Source organism: Salmonella sp. NW1250 (assembly GCF_051812965.1).
In the GTDB taxonomy this organism is placed as follows: domain Bacteria; phylum Pseudomonadota; class Gammaproteobacteria; order Enterobacterales; family Enterobacteriaceae; genus Salmonella; species Salmonella enterica.
On the sequence record NZ_JAMNDD010000002.1, the window covers coordinates 370,020 to 388,754 of the forward strand.

The following is an 18,735-nucleotide window of genomic DNA, read 5'->3' on the forward strand; positions in this document are numbered from 1 at the left end:
CATCCGTAGCTCAGCTGGATAGAGTACTCGGCTACGAACCGAGCGGTCGGAGGTTCGAATCCTCCCGGATGCACCATATTCTCCGTACTTTCAGCGATGAAGATGCAGATAAGATAGCGGTAATCACCGCTGGCATCAGAAGGATAACGTTGCGTCAGCAACGGCCCATAAGGCGAATAATCCTCCCGGATACGTCACTGCCCCGCAATCGCTTTTCCCCTTATCCTGAACATACCTCTTCATCTCTATTAGCGACAAAATCAACCAATTGCGATAAAGTACTGTCTGGTTATTCGGTTTGCGAGAACACGATGTACGCACGTTATGCTGGTTTGATTTTTGATATGGACGGTACTCTCCTGGATACCGAACCCACGCATCGCAAAGCGTGGCGTGAGGTTTTGGGGCGCTATGGTCTTCGTTTTGATGAACAGGCAATGGTCGCGCTTAACGGTTCGCCAACCTGGCTTATCGCCCAGTCAATCATTGAGCTTAACCATGCCGATCTTGATCCCCTGTCACTGGCGCGTGAGAAAACCGACGCGGTAAAAAGCATCCTGCTGGACTGCGTAGAACCGCTGCCGCTGGTTGAGGTGGTTAAAGCGTGGCATGGGCGGCGTCCCATGTCGGTCGGTACCGGTAGCGAAAGCGCTATCGCGGAAGCCTTGTTAGCGCATCTGGGGCTGCGTCGTTATTTTGATGCGGTTGTGGCGGCAGATCACGTACAGCATCACAAACCTGCGCCTGACACCTTCCTACTGTGCGCCCAGCGGATGGGCGTCATGCCGACGCAGTGCGTGGTATTTGAAGATGCCGATTTTGGTTTACAGGCGGCGCGGGCGGCGGGAATGGATGCCGTGGATGTTCGACTATTGTGAGTGACGGACTGTCGCTCCTGTCTCTGTTTGCCAGTAGTTTTCTCAGCGCGACGCTGTTACCCGGTAATTCTGAGGTGGTTTTGGTTGCTATGCTGGTCTCCGGCGTCAGCCATCCCTGGGTCTTAGTCTTAACAGCAACAATGGGTAATAGCCTTGGAGGGGTAACTAACGTTATTCTTGGGCGTTTCTTTCCGCTGCGCAAAACGTCGCGCTGGCAGGAAAAAGCGACTGGCTGGCTAAAGCGTTATGGCGCAGCCACACTATTATTAAGCTGGATGCCGGTCATCGGTGATTTGTTGTGCCTGTTAGCGGGATGGATGCGCATCCCGTGGGGGCGGACGATCTTTTTTTTGTGTCTTGGTAAGGCGCTGCGCTATGTTGCGCTCGCAGCGGCGACGGTTCAGGGCATGATGTGGTGGTAATAATTGTAGGTTTGGCATGTATGGCCGCCATTACAGTTATGCTTATTAAAACGATTTGGACAGGCGGGAGGTCAATTTGATCCCGGACGTATCACAGGCTCTGGCCTGGCTGGAAAAACATCCTCAGGCGTTAAAGGGGATACAGCGCGGGTTAGAGCGCGAAACGCTGCGTGTCAATGCTGATGGCACGCTGGCGACAACAGGTCATCCTGAAGCGTTAGGTTCAGCGCTGACCCATAAATGGATTACCACGGATTTTGCGGAAGCCCTACTGGAGTTTATTACGCCAGTCGATGGCGATATCCAGCATATGCTCACTTTTATGCGCGATCTCCATCGGTATACGGCCAGGAAACTGGGCGATGAGCGGATGTGGCCATTAAGTATGCCCTGCTATATTGCGGAAGGGCAGGACATAGAGCTGGCGCAGTACGGCACATCCAATACCGGGCGCTTTAAGACGCTCTATCGCGAAGGGCTGAAAAATCGTTATGGCGCTTTGATGCAAACCATCTCCGGCGTACATTACAATTTTTCATTACCGATGGCGTTCTGGCAGGCGAAATGCGGCGTTACGGAAGGCGAAGCGGCAAAAGAAAAAATTTCTGCCGGCTATTTTCGTCTGATTCGCAACTATTACCGTTTTGGCTGGGTCATCCCCTATCTGTTTGGCGCGTCTCCGGCCATTTGTTCCTCTTTCCTGCAAGGGAAGCCAACCACATTACCGTTTGAAAAAACGGACTGCGGCATGTACTACCTGCCGTATGCGACGTCGCTGCGTTTGAGTGATTTGGGCTATACCAATAAGTCGCAAAGCAATCTCGGAATTACGTTTAACGATCTACATGAATACGTTGCAGGTCTGAAGCGCGCGATTAAAACCCCTTCCGAGGAGTACGCGCGGATTGGTGTGGAAAAAGACGGTAAGCGGCTACAGATTAACAGCAACGTTCTGCAAATTGAAAATGAGCTGTACGCGCCCATTCGTCCCAAGCGCGTGACGCGCAGCGGCGAATCGCCTTCTGACGCGCTTCTGCGTGGTGGTATTGAGTATATTGAAGTTCGTTCTCTCGATATTAACCCGTTCTCACCGATCGGCGTAGACGAGCAACAGGTGCGCTTCCTCGATCTGTTTATGGTCTGGTGCGTATTGGCCGATGCGCCGGAAATGAGTAGCGATGAGCTGTTATGTACGCGCACAAACTGGAATCGCGTTATTCTGGAAGGGCGTAAGCCGGGCCTGACGTTAGGCATTGGCTGTGAAACTGCGCAGTTCCCGCTGCCCAAAGTCGGGAAAGATCTCTTCCGCGATCTGAAACGCGTGGCGCAAACGCTGGACAGTATCCACGGGGGAGAGGAGTATCAAAAGGTATGTGACGAGTTGGTCGCCTGCTTTGATAATCCTGAACTGACATTCTCCGCCCGGATCCTACGGTCTATGATTGATGAAGGCATTGGCGGCACCGGGAAAGCGTTCGGTGAGGCTTACCGTAATCTGTTACGCGAAGAGCCGCTGGAGATTTTACAGGAAGAAGAGTTTATTGCTGAACGTGACGCTTCAGTACGTCGTCAGCAGGAGATTGAGGCGGCGGATACCGAGCCGTTTGCCGCGTGGCTTGCGAAACACGCCTGATCCAAAAGAAAAAGGCCACTCACGGAGTGGCCAAAATTTCATCGCTGAAAACAGGGATGATGATAACAAATGCGCGTCTTTCATATACTCAGACTCGCCCCGGAACAAAGAGTTCAGTTTATTTTTAAAAAATTATCGGAGGTGACTAAATGCCATTATTAGATAGCTTCGCAGTCGATCATACCCGGATGCAAGCGCCGGCGGTCCGGGTTGCAAAAACGATGAACACCCCGCATGGCGACGCAATCACCGTGTTTGATCTGCGTTTTTGCATTCCGAACAAAGAAGTGATGCCGGAAAAAGGGATTCATACGCTTGAGCATCTGTTTGCTGGCTTTATGCGCGACCACCTCAACGGTAACGGCGTTGAGATTATCGATATCTCGCCGATGGGCTGCCGCACCGGCTTTTACATGAGCCTGATTGGCACGCCGGACGAGCAGCGTGTTGCCGACGCCTGGAAAGCGGCGATGGCGGATGTGCTGAAAGTGCAGGATCAAAACCAGATCCCGGAGCTGAACGTTTACCAATGCGGTACGTATCAGATGCACTCGCTCAGTGAAGCGCAGGACATTGCCCGTCATATTCTGGAGCGTGATGTGCGCGTGAACAGCAATAAAGAGCTGGCGCTGCCGAAAGAAAAACTGCAGGAACTGCATATTTAGTCTTATTGGTAAGCGTTTCCAGTATTTAAATTAACCCCGGTTTATGGCCGGGGTTTTTTATTGCTTAATATAATTTGCGTTTATTATATTTGCGGCGAGAATACATTTTAAATTAAGTAATGCCTGGCCTGTTAAATAATAAAATGTGATCTGGCAAACAGAAAAAGCGGATAACTCACGATGCCAGAGTGTATTGATCACATAAACTAAAAATCATAAATAATTAATAGAAAAACATAATGGAATGCGCCAGATATCCAGGTAATAACAAGACTCTACTAATAGCCGGTCGATGGGGTTTTTAGCAAATCTTATCTGGTATACATCAAACTTAAGGGATAAAAAATGAAGGCTAAATATTTGGCGCTGATGATCGGTGCTTGCTTTTCTCATAACCTTTGGGCAGCGAATAATATCACTATTGAGCAGCGTCTGGCTGAACTGGAGCAACGTGTTGTTAATGCTGAAAAACGGGCATCCGATGCCGAGGCGCAAATTCGCTCGCTGAAACAGCAGCAGGTCGCCGCTACGCCGACGGTGAATGTCCAGTCCGCCGAGCCCATTGCAGCAGGTAAAACGCCGCCGAAGCTGACCTTATCCGGATTCAGCGATATTAAGTTCTATGGCGATGTCGAATTTAATATGGATGCGGCAAGCCGTTCCGGTAGCCTGACCTCGATGAGAACGTCAGCGAATAAAGATTGGGCATCAGGAACCAATGAACGCTGGGATATTAACGGACGCCTGTTGTTGGGCTTTGATGGCTACCAGCGGCTGGACAACGGTAATTTTGCCGGATTCTCTGTACAGCCTCTGGCGGACCTGACCGGAAAAATGAACCTTGATGATGCCGTTTTCTTCTTTGGCCGTGAGAATGACTGGAAAATTAAGGTTGGTCGTTTTGAAGCCTACGATATGTTCCCGCTGAATCAGGATACGTTTATTGAATATTCGGGGAATACAGCGAACGATCTTTACAGTGACGGTTACGGCTATATCTATATGATGAAAGAAGGACGGGGACGTAGCGACAGTGGGGGTAACTTCCTGCTGAGTAAAACCATCGACAACTGGTATTTCGAAGTTAACACATTGCTGGAAAATGGCAGTACGTTATATACCGAGAAGCAGTACCACGGAATGGATTTAACCAACGATAAAAACGTGGCTTACGTCCGTCCGGTTATCGCCTGGCAAAACGGGCGTTTTTCAACGGCGATAGCGATGGAAAGTAACGTCGTTAACAACGCCTATGGCTATTATGAGAATGGGAAGTGGATCGATCAGTCAGATCGTACGGGCTATGGTTTTACCATGACCTGGAATGGTCAAAAAACTGACCCGGAAGATGGCGCAGTGATTAACCTGAATACCGCCTATATGGATGCGACCGATGAGACAGATTTTACCGCTGGGGTGAATGCGCTGTGGCATCGATTTGAACTGGGTTATATCTATGCGCATAACAAAATCGAAGCCTTCAATGCTGCCAATATCGATGCCGTTTGTGAGGACGATTGTTGGATCACCGATCCCGGCAATTATGATATTCACACTATTCATGCCTCATATTTATTCCCCAACGTGATGGATATGAAAAACTTTAACATCTACCTCGGTGCCTATGCTTCATGGGTAGAGGCCAATCCGAATAATGGCGATAACAGTGAAGATGCGCGTTACGGCGGGCGTCTGAGATTCAAATATTTCTTCTGATTGTTGGTCTACTAAAAAAGGGATCCGCAGATCCCTTTTATCAGATAGTTAGTGCGCGCCGCCACCGCCGCCGCCCGCACCGAAGGGCGGTTTGGCGAACCACACCAGGCCGAGCAGCACCAGGAAGATCCCCGCCGACATCCAGAAGATTTCGTTGGCGGAAATAATCAGCCCCTGATTCGTGATTTGCTGGGCTATCCAGCCTGACGCCTGTTGGTGCGTCATCCCTAAGCCTTCCAGTTTATCGTACATAGCCTGAGCGTTTGGATTATACGCCGTAACCGACTCCGTGAGCTGAGCATGGTGTAGCGACTCACGATCGGTCCACATAGTGGTGGTAATCGAGGTGCCAATTGAACCTGCCAGCGTTCGCGTGAAGTTCGACAGGCTTGATGCCGCCGCCAGCCGTTCTGGCGGTAACCCGGAGAGCGTAATGGTGGTCAGCGGCATAAAGAAGCAGGCGACGGCAAATCCCTGAATAAACTGCGGCCATGCGGAAGCGCCGAAATCCATACCCGGTTCGAACGTCCAGGCGCGCCAGTAAAAACAGACGGCGTACATAATGAAGCTGAACGTGACCAGCCTGCGCATATCCAGTTTATGCGCGAAGCGTCCGATAATCGGCGACAAAATTACCGGAATAATGCCGACTGGCGCCGACGCCAGACCTGCCCACGTTGCGGTATAGCCGTACACCTCTTGCAAAAGCTGCGGCAGTAGAACAATGGCGCCGAAATAGAGCATATAGGCAAGGCTGATGCACAAGCAGCCAATAGTGAAGTTACGCGATTTAAAAAGAGAAAGATCGACGATAGGGTGATCGTCGGTCAGTTCCCAGACGATCAGGAAACTGATGGCGATGACGGCGACCACGGTCAGGATGATAATTTCCTGTGAGGAGAACCAGTCCAGCTCTTTACCGCGATCGAGCATAATTTGCAGGCTGCCGATGCCAATCACCAGTAACGCCAGCCCGACGGCGTCAATACGTCGCCGTTCGGTATGCGTTTCACGTCCGCGCAGCGTGTGTAACGTCATCAGGACGACGGCGATGCCAATCGGAACGTTGATGAAGAAAATCCATCCCCAGTGGTAATTATCACTGATGTAGCCCCCCAGAATCGGGCCGCAAATCGGCGCGACAATGACGGTCATTGACCAGAGCGCCAGCGCAATGGAGCGCTTTGCAGGCGGATAGTTATTCAGCAACAGGCTTTGCGAGAGCGGAATCAGCGGCCCGGCGACCACGCCCTGCACCACGCGGAAGAAGATCAGCATATTCAGGCTGCTGGATACGCCACAGGCCCAGGAGGCCGCGGCAAAGGCGACCGTCGACCACATGAACAGTTTGACTTCGCCAAAACGTTTCGCCAGCCAGCCGGTTAAGGGAATCGAGATAGCGTTCGCCACCCCGAAAGAGGTGATAACCCATGTCCCCTGGCTTAGGGAAGAACCCAGGTTCCCGGCGATGGTCGGAATCGCCACGTTGGCAATGGTGGAGTCCAGCACCTGCATGAATGTCGCCAGCGACAGCGCGATCGTCATGATGACGAGCTGCGCGCCCTCCAGCGGTTTTTGCTGTTGCATCACACGCACCTCAGGATTAACCCGCGTTAGCCTGTACGATGTCGTCGATCAGTTTATTGACCGGCGCGAGATTAATTTCGCGTGCGTTACTTTCGGCAACCGGCGTCGTTCGTACCTGGCTGGCCAGTACCTGACCGTCGCGATTCGCGGTATCCACGGTGACCAGCGTCGATAAACCAATACGCAGCGGATGTTGTTCTAACTGGCGGGCGTCCAGTTCGACGCGTACCGGCAGACGTTGAACCACTTTAATCCAGTTACCCGTCGCATTTTGCGCGGGCAGCAGGGAGAAGGCGCTGCCTGTCCCCATATCCAGACCAACGACTTTACCGGTGTATTTTACGTCGTCGCCATAAATATCAGTAATCACCGTCACTGGCTGCCCAATGCGCATATTCGCTAATTGGGTCTCTTTAAAGTTAGCGTCCACCCACAGATCGGTTGCAGGCACCACGGCCATCAGCGGCGTGGTGGGGCTGATTTGCGCGCCAGGCTGGACGGCGCGGCGGGAGACATAACCAGTCATTGGGCTGACGATGCGGGTACGCTCCAGCGCCAGCCAGGCGTTACGCACTTCGGTCGCCGCTTGTTGAACCGCGGGCTGATCTTCCAGTTTACTGTTGAGTATCATTGCCTGGTTGGCATTGTACTGTTGAATGGCGACATCCAGCTGTGCCTGCGCGCTGGCGACGGCATCGCGGGCGTGTTGCAGCTCTTCACGGCCAATAAGATTGGCGTTACCCAGCGGCACACGACGGTTAAGGTCGCTTTGCGCTTGCGCCAGGGCGGTTTTTTGCACGTCGATATTCGCCTGCAACTGCTTGCTGTTAATCATCAACTGGTGCGTCTGGCGCACGCTGGAGGCCAGCGCCGTTTTGGCTCTTTCAAACGCTTGTTTGGCGTCAGTCTGATCGAGCGTGACCAGAACATCGCCCTCTTTTACAAAGTCGGTGTTATCAGCCCAGACTTTCGTCACGCTGCCTGACACCTGCGCCATGATTTGAACCTGGTTCCCTGCCACGTAAGCATCATCTGTCTCTTCAATATGACGCAATACTAAAAACCAATAAATTCCATATGCCACGGCAATAATAACAAAGAGCAAGGTAAGAAGTAGCAGCGCTGTTTTGCGTTTGCCTTTCTTCTTAGCCGGTTGCTGCGGGGTTTGGATCTCCGCATTTGCGCTCATGTTGTTCTCCACGATCTTATTATTCACATCGGCTGAGCCGACCTGTTGTCAGAAAGGCCAGCAGTAACGCGTGCCGGCCTGTCCGCTTTCCTGTTATTAATCTGGATTTTTGAGCGGGTCGGCGCTTTAGCGCAGCGCCTCAAGAACAGTGCCTTCCTGCTCCATTTGATCAAGACGCGTCAGGAGTTTACGAGTGATGTGCTCAAGTTGATCTTTTTCGGCAGTGCTAAGTGATGACCAGAGTTGATGCAGACAATGATGCTGAGGCGGAAGCACTTCTTGCAAAAATGCCTGGCCTTTCTCCGTTAATTGCAGATGCAGGCAACGGCGGTCGTTATCGCTCTCACGACGCTCAATCCAGCCGCGTTTTTCCAGCTCATCTGCAATGCGTGTCGCATTGGTGCGAGATGAACCCAGCGCGCAGCTTAATTCAGACGGCTGAATACTGTGGTTTTCCTGAGACTCCAGCGTAATCAACGCCATAAACAACGTCTCGTTAATCCCTTGAGCCTTCAGCATTTTATTGCGGTTTTCCAGGAGCTTGCCTTGCATGTGCATACAAAGACGAGTCAAAAGAATTTCCTGGTAAGGAAAGTCTTCGTGACGGCTGGCGCGAAATTTTAGCATTTGTTCAATGGGCGTAAACGAACTATCCATTTGGGCATGACCTCATTAATTTCAGCCGATATAGTAACGACAGTGACAAATAAAGTAAATGTATTATTAATACAAAATCATTCTTTCAGGCTATAAAGCAACCAATGATACGCAGACTGAGACGTCAGCGGGAACATTGGGCCCGGTAAAGCGCCGCCTGCGGCAAATCCAGGAATGACGAGAAAAGCGTGAGTGCCTGCATGAAAAAATCAGGAGAGAACGATAAGCGGGAGGGGCGAAAGCCGGGTAAACGGCCTTACAACCCGATGCAAAAGCCACCGGAATATCACGGATAGCTATCGGTGAACGACCTTCGAATCCTTGAACGGGCGCTATTGGCCTGGGAGCAGATGGGGATGCAGGGCTTTCCATAGAATTATATTATTCTTCACCGGTATAAAAATAACCATGATAAATGAATAGCATAACCTTAACAGACTGGGGAGCTCCTTAACACCCTAAGGAGCTTAAACAAAGGTAAACGCTCACTATCCGCTTAATTTACGGCTTCCTGTCGGTGAAAACCTCGCCACCAGACCAGTAAATTAAGTAAGGCTACCGTGACACCCGCCAGACAAACACCGGCCCAGCCGGCATGTTGCCAGGCGGAGGCGGAAATCAGCGACCCCGCGGCGCCACCGATAAAGTAGCTGGTCATATAGCCGGCGGTGAGCCGGTTACGCGCATCCGGATGCAAACGATAGATGACCGTCTGATTGGTGATATGTACCCCCTGAACGGTGAGGTCCAGTACCAGAATGCCAATAATCAGCGCCAGTACCGAGGTGTGCCCAAGCCAGATAGCCAACCAGGAGAGTAACAGCAGCAGTAAGCCGAACGTGGTGGTGAGGTGAGATTTACCTTTATCGGCAAATCCGCCCGCCGGACGCGCGCCTAAAGCGCCGGCGGCCCCCGCCAGGCCAAACAGGCCAATCATCCCCTCGGAATAGCTAAACGGCGGCGCGGCGAGCAAAAAGGCCATTGACGTCCAGAGGATGCTGAAATTAGCAAAGGTCAGACAGCCCAGCAGCGCGCGGGTACGCAGCAGCTTATCGTGAATAAACAGGCTGAATACAGAACCCAACAGCTGCGGGTAGTTAAGATGGGTGTCGGATTTGAGCTTTGGCAGTCCGCGCCACAACGCGACGGCCATCAGCGCCATCAGCGCCGACGCTACCCAAAATACGGTGCGCCAACCGCCGAGGTTTGCCAGCAGTCCGGCGACCGTTCGCGCCAGCAGGATCCCCAGCAACAGGCCGCTCATAATGGTGCCGACCACTTTACCGCGGGTGGCGGGCGTCGCAAGCGTGGCGGCCAGCGGAACCAGAATCTGCGCCACCACGGAGAACAGTCCGGTTAAGGCCGTTCCGAGTATCATCATGCTAAGCGACTGACTGCTGGCGGTGATCAGCATTCCGCCAGCCGCCAGCAACGTCATGGAGACAATTAGCGTTCGGCGTTCAAACATGTCGCCGAGCGGCACCAGAAACAACAGGCCAGCGGCATAGCCCAACTGCGCGGCGGTAACGATAAACCCTGCGGAGCTGGCGGAAAGCGAAAAGTGATGCGCGATGGTATCAAGCAGCGGCTGGGCATAGTAGTTGCTGGCGACCGCCAGACCCGTGGCCACAGACATTAAAACGATCAGCGCCGGGCTAAGCTCATGAGTGGGTTTCGTCATTATGGTAATCGTGATTCAGATAATTATTTCCTGGGAAAACAATCATAGCGGATGTTGATGAATAAAGGGGAACGGTGACGTGATGAATCGTGCGCTTTGAGGAGAGATTGCGTTGGCCGGATAGCGGCGCATGAACTGCGCCTTATCCGGCATAAAAAACGATCTTATTTCTGCGCGGCCAGCGCTTCTTTCACCCAGCCGTCAAACTGCTGCTGGTGGGCGTTGATCCAGCCGTCCACGTGGCCCTGAACATCGGCTTCAGACGATTTACCGGCATGCATCATGGCGTTCTGCGCGTTGATATCCGCCAGCGGCAGCTTCATGATGGCGAACAGTTTCGCCGCCGCCGGGTTTTTCTCCGCCCATGCCTTATTGGCGACAATATGCATGGTATTAACCGGGAACCCATAGTTCGCGCCGTTCGGCAGTTTAGTATCAATATTTTTCTGTTCGCCCGGCAGAGAGGAGAACGGCACCTGTAGCCAGACGACATCTTTACCCGGCTTCATTACGTCGCTCACCCAGTACGGGGTCCAGGTGTAATACAGCACCGGCTTGCCTTCTTTAAAACGGGTAATGGTATCAGCCATCATCGCCGCATAGTTACCGTGGCTGACCTCAACGGTTTTTTGCAGATCAAACGCTTTATTCTGGTGATTGATCACGGCTTCGCAGCCCCAGCCCGGCGAGCAGCCCATCATGTCCGCTTTTCCGTCGCCATTGGTATCGAAGATTTTGGCGATTTTTGGATCTTTTAGCTGAGCGATATTGGTGATGTTGTACTGCTCGGCGGTTTTTTTATCGATCAGATAGCCCTGCGCAGCGCCGGAGACGAAGACGCCCTCGCGGTAAAACTTTTTGTCTCCGCCTGCTGCGGCATACATATCATCATGCAGCGGCTGCCAGTTCACGGCGGTAAACGTCGCATCGCCAGAGGCGATGGAGGTATAGCCTACGTTGTAATCGACTTCACTCGGCTTATTTACGGTATAACCCAACTTTTCCAGCGCCCGGCTGACCAGTAACGTCTGGAAGGACTCTTCAGAAATCGTGCTTTGGATTGGTTGGACGGTAATGCCTTTGCCAGGCAGGTCGGCAGCGAAAGCGCTGGCGGTGACAAGGGTGGCAAACGCTGAGGCAAATATCACAGTATGTCGCATCGTTGTTCCTTTAATTATGGTAGGGAGTTGTAAGCCCGGTAAGCGCAATGTCACCGGGCGTCAGGAGAGTTACTTAACGAAAGGGCGGGTGATTAGCCCAACAGGACCGGTGGTATACCAGCGACGGTTACCGCGGCTACGCGAGTCGCGCCCGACGGCCTGCGTCAGACGGTCCAGAATGATAGCGAGAATCACAATGCCGACGCCGCCGACGGTTGCCAGCCCCATATCAAGACGACCAATGCCGCGTAATACCATCTGGCCAAGCCCGCCGACCGCAATCATCGAGGCGATGACGACCATCGAGAGAGCCAGCATCAGCGTCTGATTAACGCCTGCCATAATGGTGGGCATCGCCAGCGGTAGTTGCACTTTGAACAACATTTGGCGCGGGCTGGCGCCGAACGAGCGCGACGCTTCAATTAAGTCGGCAGGCACCTGGTTAATGCCCAGGATCGTCAGGCGTATAATTGGCGGTAGCGCAAAAATAATCGTCACCACCACGCCCGGCACGTTACCGATGCCGAATAACATGACAATCGGCACCAGATAGACAAACGCGGGCGTGGTCTGCATCGCATCCAGCAGCGGACGAACTATTTTGGCCGCGCGCGGGCTGCGCGCCAGCCAGATTCCCATCGGTAATCCGATCACGACGCAGAACAACAGGGCGGTCAACACCAGCGCCAGGGTAATCATCGCCTGCGACCAGGCACCGATCGCGCCGATCGCGATCAGCGATATCAGCGTTGCGATCCCCATGCCCACGCCGGAAACCTGCCAGGCAATCAGCGCAAAGAGAATAATCGCCACAGGGGCGGGCATTCCCAGCAGCAGTTGCTGAAAGCCGTTAAGGATGTAATCCACCGGCACACGAATCCCCTGAAAAAGGGGACGGAAATGGGTGACGACCCAGTCGATTCCCTCTGTGACCCAGCTATCCAGCGGGATCAGCGTCTTATGGAACGGGTCCAGAAGAGAAAAGTGTTCAGGGGCTGGCGCGGGCGCGCTGTTCAACCAGTCGGTACTGCCGCCGTCCGTGGCTACGCCTGCCGGTGTTCCCCAGGCATCAGCCGTTTGCGTCGTAGTATCGGCCACCTGTGCGGTATCCCACGGATTCGTTTGATCAGCCATTGTTACCCCCCTCGCGATCTAAAGCCTGTAGCAACATACGTTTTGAAATAATGCCAACATACTGGTGTTCTTCATCGACAACCGGCACCGCGCAGGGCGCCTGGCCGACGTGAGAGAGCAACTCGCTGAGTGGGGTTTGCGCATCAACGACTAAAGGGTCGTCGATAAGCGCCGCTTCAATCCCTTGCGCCTGGCTTAATGCCGCTTTTAATGAGTCGATGGACACGACGCCCACGAATTTATTGCCACGCTCAATGACGTAACCATATTCACGGTCTTCATCCTGTAATAATTTCAGTGCTGAACGGGGACCAAAACCTGGCGTTTTACGAATTAAGCCGACCGGACTGCGACGGGCAATATCTTTGGCGCTAAAGACCTGACTAATATCCACGCCACGGAAGAACGTGCGGACATAATCATTTGCCGGATTATTCAGGATCTCATCTGGCGTACCAACCTGTACGACCTCGCCATTTTGCATAATGGCAATCCTGTCGCCAATACGCATAGCCTCATCAAGATCGTGGGAAATAAAGACAATGGTGCGCTGATGTTTCGCCTGTAATTTCACCAGCTCATCCTGCATTTCGGTACGAATTAATGGATCGAGGGCGGAAAACGCTTCATCCATTAATAAGATATCAGGGTTGATTGCCAGCGCGCGGGCAAGCCCAACACGCTGACGCATCCCACCGGAAAGTTCATCCGGGTAGGCGTGAGCGTAATTCTCAAGCCCCACCTGACGCAAGGCGTCCAGCGCTTTTTCTCGACGCTCTTGCGCCGCGATGCCCGCTAATTCCATACCGAATGCCGTATTATCCAGCACGGTCATATGTGGCATGAGCGCAAATGACTGGAAGACCATCGCAATCTTTTTCCTGCGCACCTCGCGAAGCTCAGCGTCTGATATTTTGGCAATATCAACACCGTCAATCAGTACCTGTCCGCGGGTGGGTTCAATCAGGCGATTGAGAAGGCGTACCATTGTGGATTTACCCGAGCCGGATAATCCCATGATGACAAATATCTCGCCTTCTTCAATGGCCAGACTGGCGTCTTTAACGCCAAGCGATAGCCCCGTTTTTTCCAGTATTTGCTCTTTCGATAGTCCCTTTTCAATATATTTGAAGGCACGCTGCGGATGCTCTCCAAATATTTTATACAGATTCTTCACTTCTAATTTAATTGCCATGCAATAGAATGATTCCTGTTATTTACTTATGTCGATATGTTACCTGATAGAAATAGTTACCTTTTTCTACCCTAACATACTCAGAATCTGAGACAACCCTGAATTTGCTTCTGGCATGAATATTGCGAGGTGCTATCGGCTGTGATTTCCCATGATATAAGGGCTGAACGCGAATGGGGAGGGAGAGATATTTTTTGAGACAACCAGCAAAAATCCACCTGAATTGGAGGAATCCAGGTGAATAATGTCACTCGTATTGAGTGTAGGACATGTTGTAATATTTGCGCGATTTAACCCGGTATTGATTGAAATAAAGGCATGGAAAATGTAACGTTATTTCCCATGCCCGTAAGGTTAAAAATTCCAGTCTTCGTCTTCGGTTTCGACTGTTTTCCCCATCACATAAGATGAACCTGAGCCGGAAAAGAAATCATGGTTTTCGTCGGCATTCGGCGAGAGCGCGGCAAGGATTGCGGGATTCACGTCTGCCATCTCCGGCGGAAATAACGCCTCATAACCCAGGTTCATTAAGGCTTTATTGGCGTTATAGCACAAGAAGGCTTTGACGTCGTTAACCCAGCCGGTTTCCGCATATAACGCTTCTGTGTAGCAGATTTCGTTGTCGTACAGTTCCATCAACAAATCCAGCGCGAAAAGCTTTAACTCTTCACGCTCGATTGCCGATAGTTTTTGTAGCGCTATCTGATACTTATAGCCAATATAATAACCGTGAACCGCTTCATCGCGAATGATTAAACGAATCAGGTCGGCAGTGTTCGTGAGCTTACCGCGGCTGGAGAAATACATCGGCAGCCAGAAGCCGGAATAGAACAGAAAAGACTCTAAAAAGACGCTGGCAATCTTTTTCTTTAGCGGTTCATCGCTGACGTAATGAGCCAAAATAATCTGCGCCTTACGCTGAAGCGGCGGGTTTTCTTCGCTCCAGGCGTAGGCGGCATCAACCTCTTTCGTCTGGCACAGCGTGGAAAAAATAGAACTGTAAGAGCGGGCGTGTACCGCTTCCATAAAGCTGATGTTCGACAGTATTGCCTCTTCATGCGGCGTGATGGCATCTGCCATTAACGACGGCGCGCCAGCGATGTTCTGGATAGTGTCGAGCAGCGTAAGACCCGTAAACACGCGAATAGTGAGCTGCTGTTCGGCGTCGCTCAGCGTCTGCCAGGCCGGAATATCATTCGATAACGGCACTTTTTCCGGCAGCCAGAAGTTACTGGTCAGCCGGTTCCACACCTCCAGATCTTTGTCGTCCTGGATCTTGTTCCAGTTGATGGCGCTAATACGAGATAATTTCATATGGCTTTCCTTATAGCGCGCAGGATACGCAGCCTTCAATTTCAGTACCTTCCAGCGCCAACTGGCGAAGCCGGATGTAATACAGGGACTTAATACCTTTTCGCCAGGCATAGATCTGCGCCTTGTTGATATCGCGGGTCGTGGCGGTATCGGGGAAAAACAAGGTGAGCGACAGCCCTTGATCGACGTGGCGCGTGGCCTCGGCATAGGTATCAATAATTTTTTCCGGACCGATATCGTAAGCATCCTGATACATGTCCAGATTTTCATTGGTCATAAACGGCGCGGGGTAATACACACGCCCGGTTTTGCCCTCTTTGCGAATCTCAATTTTGGCCACAATCGGATGAATGCTGGAGGTCGCATGATTAATGTAAGAAATCGAACCGGTCGGCGGCACCGCCTGCAAATTTTGGTTATAGATGCCATAGCGCATCACATCGTCGCGCAGCTTTAGCCACATTTCTCGTGTGGGCAGCGTAATGCCGCTGCGGGCAAATAGCGTTCTGACTTTCGCCGTTTTCGGTTGCCAGTCGTCCTGTAAATACTGCGTAAAATAGTCGCCGCTGGCATAGCGCGACTGCGCAAATCCGGCGAAGGTTTTGCCGCGTTCGCGGGCCAGCCGCATTGAAGTATGCACGGCATGCCAGGTAATGGTGTAAAAATAGAGATTGGTGAAATCCAACGCCTCCGGCGAACCGTAGGCAATGCCTTCTCTCGCCAGATAGCCATGCAGATTCATCTGGCCCAGACCGATGGCATGAGAGGCGGCATTACCGGCGGCTATTGAGGGTACGCTGCGTATATGGCTCATGTCCGACACCGCCGTCAGGCCGCGAATAGCGGTTTCTACGGTACGACCAATGTCCGGTGAATCCATGACGTGAGCGATATTCAGCGAGCCGAGATTGCAGGAAATGTCATGCCCGATGTGGGTATAGTCAAGGTTATCGTCGTAACGGGAGGCGCTATTGACCTGTAAAATTTCCGAGCACAGGTTGCTCATATTAATGCGCCCAGCAATGGGATTCGCGCGGTTTACCGTATCTTCAAACATGATGTAGGGATACCCGGATTCGAACTGAATTTCCGCCAGTGTTTGAAAAAAGTCACGGGCGTTAATATAGGTTTTACGCACGTGCGGATCGGCAATTAATTCATCGTACCGTTCGCTAATGGCGATATCGCCAAACGGTTTGCCGTAGCGTCGTTGTACGTCATAGGGCGAAAAGAGCGCCATTTGCGCGTTTTCTTTCGCCAGCCGGAAGGTGATATCCGGGATCACCACGCCGAGAGAGAGCGTTTTGATCCGGATTTTTTCGTCGGCATTTTCCCGTTTGGTATCCAGAAAACGCAGAATATCCGGATGGTGCGCATGGAGATAAACCGCGCCGGCCCCCTGGCGCGCGCCAAGCTGGTTGGCATACGAAAACGCGTCTTCCAGCATTTTCATCACCGGGATCACGCCGGAAGACTGATTCTCAATGCGTTTGATCGGCGCGCCCGCCTCGCGCAGATTGGAGAGTAAAAACGCGACGCCGCCGCCGCGTTTGGAGAGTTGCAGCGCCGAATTCACCGCCCGCCCGATCGACTCCATGTTGTCTTGGATACGGAGCAGGAAGCAGGAGACCAGTTCCCCACGCTGCTGTTTACCGCAATTTAAAAAAGTCGGGGTGGCGGGCTGAAAGCGACCAGAAAGCATTTCATCGGTCAGTTGGGTGGCCAGCGTTTCGTCACCCTGCGCCAGCGTCAACGCCACCATTGTCACCCGATCTTCAAAGTGTTCCAGATAACGTTTGCCGTCGAAGGTTTTCAGCGTGTAACTGGTATAGAACTTCCAGGCGCCAAGAAACGTCTGGAAGCGAAAGCCGCTGGCGTGGGCGTGCTCGAACAGGCGGAGGACGAAGGCGCGGTCGTAACGCGCGAGGACAGCGTCATCGTAATACCCTTCCCGAACCAGCGTCTCCAGACGTTCATGCTGGCTGGCAAACGTCACGGAATGCGGGCGGACGTGGGCGGCAAAGAAGGCGTCGATCGCCTGCTGGTCCTTGTCGAACTGAATATGGCCTGCTTTATCATAAAGATTCAGCATCGCGTTCAGGGCGTGGTAATCCATGGTTTCCTGCATTACGCGCTCCGGGATAGTTGTTGCCAAAATTCATTTACTCCTTTTCGGACGTTATCGATGTCGCGTTGTGTGCCCATGAGCTCAAAGCGGTACAGCCAGGGGACGCCGCATTTTTGTGCTATCACATCGCCAGCGCATCCCCAGGCATCGCCGAAATTGCGGTTACCGGAGGCGATGACGCCGCGAATGCGCGCCCGGTTGTGTTCATCATTTAAAAAGCGGATCACCTGTCGCGGCACCGCACCGGCCATCCCGCCGCCGCCGTATGACGGCACAACCAGAATGTACGGTTCGTCTACCTGAATTCGCTCCCGTTCATTGAGCGGAATACGCGTGGCAGGCAGCCCCAGACGCTGCATAAAACGGTGCGTATTTTCAGAGCTGCTGGAGAAGTAGACGAGCGCGCTCATGCGTTTGCCGCGTGGGGTGTCGGGTGCAGACGGTTAATCATGTCCGGGCGGAAGCCAGACCAGCTCAAATCGCCCGCCATCACCACCGGTAATTGACGAAACCCTTGCGCCCGGAGCGTATCCGCTGCATCCGGCACCAGATCGACGTTCACCATCTCAAATTCAAATCCACGGCTTTCCATCGCCCGCTTTGTGGCGTGGCACTGAACACAGTTATTGCGAGTGTAAATAGTAATGCTCATGATTCGTATTTCCATTTAAAATGAGAAAACGGCGCGATGAAACGCGTCGGATTGTCGTGTGTTGATACAGGAAATACTAGATGTAGTTGAATTAAGATTCAACCATACAAGATATGGGAATTTTCGATTGATTTTAACGCCGCTGATGAACGCAGCGGGGTAGGGGCGGCATGGCTAATTTTTGCCGGATGGCGGCGTGAACGCCCGATCCGGCCTGCAGGTTGTCGCATAACAGAGTTGGGTGACATCTGCGCCATCCGGCAACAATGCGTCACATTCGCATACCGATCGCCAGACGGTTAAAGCAGTTCATTAAACCGATGGCGAAGGTCAGATCGCTGATTTGACGCGCGCTGAAATGATCGAGCAGCGGCAGGTAAACATTATCTTCGGCGTGGGTTTCAGCAATGTGCGTCACCGATTCCGTCCAGGCTAACGCCGCGCACTCTTGCTCGCTGAAATGGTGGCTTACCCGCCATCCTGCCAGCGCATCTAATTTAGCTTGATTTACGCCAGCCTTACGCAGCGCTTTACTGTGCATCTCCAGGCAAAATGCACAGCCATTTATTTGCGAAACACGCAGGTAAATCAGCTCCATCAGAGTGAGGTCAAGCGTGCTCTTTTCCAGCGCGTTTTTCGCCTGCACCAGAGCGCTATAAACCTCCGGGCTCAGTTCATAATAGGGTTGGCGTAACGTCGTCATCATGTTTCTCCTCGTGTTGAT

The 18,735-nt window shown here is 52.5% G+C and carries 17 protein-coding genes; 5 read left to right on the plus strand and 12 right to left on the minus strand.

The window, feature by feature from the left end; genetic code table 11:
• The first annotated feature begins 311 nt into the window (after window positions 1-311).
• The 5 genes from yqaB (at window position 312) to NBA72_RS05075 (ending at window position 5,314) form a co-directional block, all read left to right on the plus strand.
• Window positions 312-878 (plus strand): fructose-1-phosphate/6-phosphogluconate phosphatase, encoded by a 567-nt coding sequence (gene yqaB, locus NBA72_RS05055; protein WP_000271296.1) that lies wholly within the window; start codon window positions 312-314, stop codon window positions 876-878.
• Window positions 875-1,300: a YqaA family protein gene (locus tag NBA72_RS05060; RefSeq protein ID WP_001279499.1), complete on the plus strand. Its 426-nt coding sequence runs from the start codon at window positions 875-877 to the stop codon at window positions 1,298-1,300. Before yqaB ends, NBA72_RS05060 begins: the two co-directional genes overlap by 4 nt.
• 76 nt (window positions 1,301-1,376) lie before the next feature.
• Window positions 1,377-2,933, plus strand: coding sequence for a glutamate--cysteine ligase (gene gshA, locus NBA72_RS05065; RefSeq protein WP_000611821.1), 1,557 nt, complete (start codon window positions 1,377-1,379; stop codon window positions 2,931-2,933).
• A gap of 149 nt (window positions 2,934-3,082) precedes the next feature.
• Window positions 3,083-3,598: an S-ribosylhomocysteine lyase gene (luxS, locus tag NBA72_RS05070; protein ID WP_001130194.1), complete on the plus strand. Its 516-nt coding sequence runs from the start codon at window positions 3,083-3,085 to the stop codon at window positions 3,596-3,598.
• Window positions 3,599-3,943: 345 nt separating this feature from the next.
• Window positions 3,944-5,314, plus strand: coding sequence for a carbohydrate porin (locus NBA72_RS05075; RefSeq protein ID WP_023214625.1), 1,371 nt, complete (start codon window positions 3,944-3,946; stop codon window positions 5,312-5,314).
• A 48-nt stretch (window positions 5,315-5,362) separates the two neighbouring features.
• Here NBA72_RS05075 and emrB read toward each other — a convergent pair whose 3' ends face one another.
• The 12 genes from emrB to NBA72_RS05135 all read right to left on the minus strand — a co-directional run bounded on the left by emrB (window position 5,363) and on the right by NBA72_RS05135 (window position 18,714).
• Entirely contained in the window at window positions 5,363-6,901 is a 1,539-nt protein-coding gene (gene emrB, locus NBA72_RS05080; RefSeq protein WP_001187298.1) for a multidrug efflux MFS transporter permease subunit EmrB, read from the minus strand.
• Between the two features lie 16 nt (window positions 6,902-6,917).
• Window positions 6,918-8,090 (minus strand): multidrug efflux MFS transporter periplasmic adaptor subunit EmrA, encoded by a 1,173-nt coding sequence (gene emrA / locus NBA72_RS05085; RefSeq protein WP_001275604.1) that lies wholly within the window; start codon window positions 8,088-8,090, stop codon window positions 6,918-6,920.
• A 126-nt stretch (window positions 8,091-8,216) separates the two neighbouring features.
• Window positions 8,217-8,747, minus strand: a complete 531-nt coding sequence (gene mprA, locus NBA72_RS05090; RefSeq protein WP_000378431.1) for a transcriptional repressor MprA — start codon at window positions 8,745-8,747, stop codon at window positions 8,217-8,219.
• 496 nt (window positions 8,748-9,243) lie between these two features.
• Entirely contained in the window at window positions 9,244-10,428 is a 1,185-nt protein-coding gene (locus NBA72_RS05095) for an MFS transporter (protein ID WP_000165758.1), read from the minus strand.
• 164 nt (window positions 10,429-10,592) lie between these two features.
• Window positions 10,593-11,588 (minus strand): glycine betaine/L-proline ABC transporter substrate-binding protein ProX, encoded by a 996-nt coding sequence (gene proX / locus NBA72_RS05100; protein ID WP_001216613.1) that lies wholly within the window; start codon window positions 11,586-11,588, stop codon window positions 10,593-10,595.
• Window positions 11,589-11,657: 69 nt separating this feature from the next.
• Window positions 11,658-12,722, minus strand: coding sequence for a glycine betaine/L-proline ABC transporter permease ProW (gene proW, locus NBA72_RS05105; RefSeq protein WP_000775021.1), 1,065 nt, complete (start codon window positions 12,720-12,722; stop codon window positions 11,658-11,660).
• Window positions 12,715-13,917 carry a glycine betaine/L-proline ABC transporter ATP-binding protein ProV gene (gene proV, locus NBA72_RS05110; protein WP_000985529.1) on the minus strand — a complete coding sequence of 401 codons (1,203 nt, stop codon included), beginning with the start codon at window positions 13,915-13,917 and terminating at the stop codon, window positions 12,715-12,717. Before proV ends, proW begins: the two co-directional genes overlap by 8 nt.
• 354 nt (window positions 13,918-14,271) lie before the next feature.
• Window positions 14,272-15,231: a class 1b ribonucleoside-diphosphate reductase subunit beta gene (gene nrdF, locus NBA72_RS05115; RefSeq protein ID WP_042948895.1), complete on the minus strand. Its 960-nt coding sequence runs from the start codon at window positions 15,229-15,231 to the stop codon at window positions 14,272-14,274.
• Window positions 15,232-15,241: 10 nt separating this feature from the next.
• On the minus strand, window positions 15,242-17,359 hold the full coding sequence (nrdE, locus tag NBA72_RS05120; RefSeq protein WP_439004987.1) for a class 1b ribonucleoside-diphosphate reductase subunit alpha: 2,118 nt from the start codon (window positions 17,357-17,359) through the stop codon (window positions 15,242-15,244).
• Window positions 17,359-17,769, minus strand: a complete 411-nt coding sequence (gene nrdI / locus NBA72_RS05125) for a class Ib ribonucleoside-diphosphate reductase assembly flavoprotein NrdI (protein ID WP_001275402.1) — start codon at window positions 17,767-17,769, stop codon at window positions 17,359-17,361. The genes nrdE and nrdI overlap by 1 nt, the downstream gene beginning before the upstream one ends.
• Window positions 17,766-18,011, minus strand: coding sequence for a glutaredoxin-like protein NrdH (gene nrdH / locus NBA72_RS05130; RefSeq protein ID WP_000028870.1), 246 nt, complete (start codon window positions 18,009-18,011; stop codon window positions 17,766-17,768). Before nrdH ends, nrdI begins: the two co-directional genes overlap by 4 nt.
• A 271-nt stretch (window positions 18,012-18,282) precedes the next feature.
• Window positions 18,283-18,714: a carboxymuconolactone decarboxylase family protein gene (locus NBA72_RS05135; protein ID WP_000209811.1), complete on the minus strand. Its 432-nt coding sequence runs from the start codon at window positions 18,712-18,714 to the stop codon at window positions 18,283-18,285.
• Window positions 18,715-18,735 lie beyond the last annotated feature (21 nt).

Bases quoted from the DNA above. Each gene is read 5' to 3' on its own strand.
- proX (WP_001216613.1), bottom strand. From the start codon at position 11,588: ATGCGACATACTGTGATATTTGCCTCAGCGTTTGCCACCCTTGTCACC.
- nrdF (WP_042948895.1), bottom strand. From the start codon at position 15,231: ATGAAATTATCTCGTATTAGCGCCATCAACTGGAACAAGATCCAGGAC.
- proW (WP_000775021.1), bottom strand. From the start codon at position 12,722: ATGGCTGATCAAACGAATCCGTGGGATACCGCACAGGTGGCCGATACT.
- luxS (WP_001130194.1), top strand. From the start codon at position 3,083: ATGCCATTATTAGATAGCTTCGCAGTCGATCATACCCGGATGCAAGCG.
- emrB (WP_001187298.1), bottom strand. From the start codon at position 6,901: ATGCAACAGCAAAAACCGCTGGAGGGCGCGCAGCTCGTCATCATGACG.
- emrA (WP_001275604.1), bottom strand. From the start codon at position 8,090: ATGAGCGCAAATGCGGAGATCCAAACCCCGCAGCAACCGGCTAAGAAG.
- nrdH (WP_000028870.1), bottom strand. From the start codon at position 18,011: ATGAGCATTACTATTTACACTCGCAATAACTGTGTTCAGTGCCACGCC.
- NBA72_RS05135 (WP_000209811.1), bottom strand. From the start codon at position 18,714: ATGACGACGTTACGCCAACCCTATTATGAACTGAGCCCGGAGGTTTAT.
- nrdE (WP_439004987.1), bottom strand. From the start codon at position 17,359: ATGCAGGAAACCATGGATTACCACGCCCTGAACGCGATGCTGAATCTT.
- mprA (WP_000378431.1), bottom strand. From the start codon at position 8,747: ATGGATAGTTCGTTTACGCCCATTGAACAAATGCTAAAATTTCGCGCC.
- yqaB (WP_000271296.1), top strand. From the start codon at position 312: ATGTACGCACGTTATGCTGGTTTGATTTTTGATATGGACGGTACTCTC.
- NBA72_RS05095 (WP_000165758.1), bottom strand. From the start codon at position 10,428: ATGACGAAACCCACTCATGAGCTTAGCCCGGCGCTGATCGTTTTAATG.
- nrdI (WP_001275402.1), bottom strand. From the start codon at position 17,769: ATGAGCGCGCTCGTCTACTTCTCCAGCAGCTCTGAAAATACGCACCGT.
- proV (WP_000985529.1), bottom strand. From the start codon at position 13,917: ATGGCAATTAAATTAGAAGTGAAGAATCTGTATAAAATATTTGGAGAG.
- NBA72_RS05075 (WP_023214625.1), top strand. From the start codon at position 3,944: ATGAAGGCTAAATATTTGGCGCTGATGATCGGTGCTTGCTTTTCTCAT.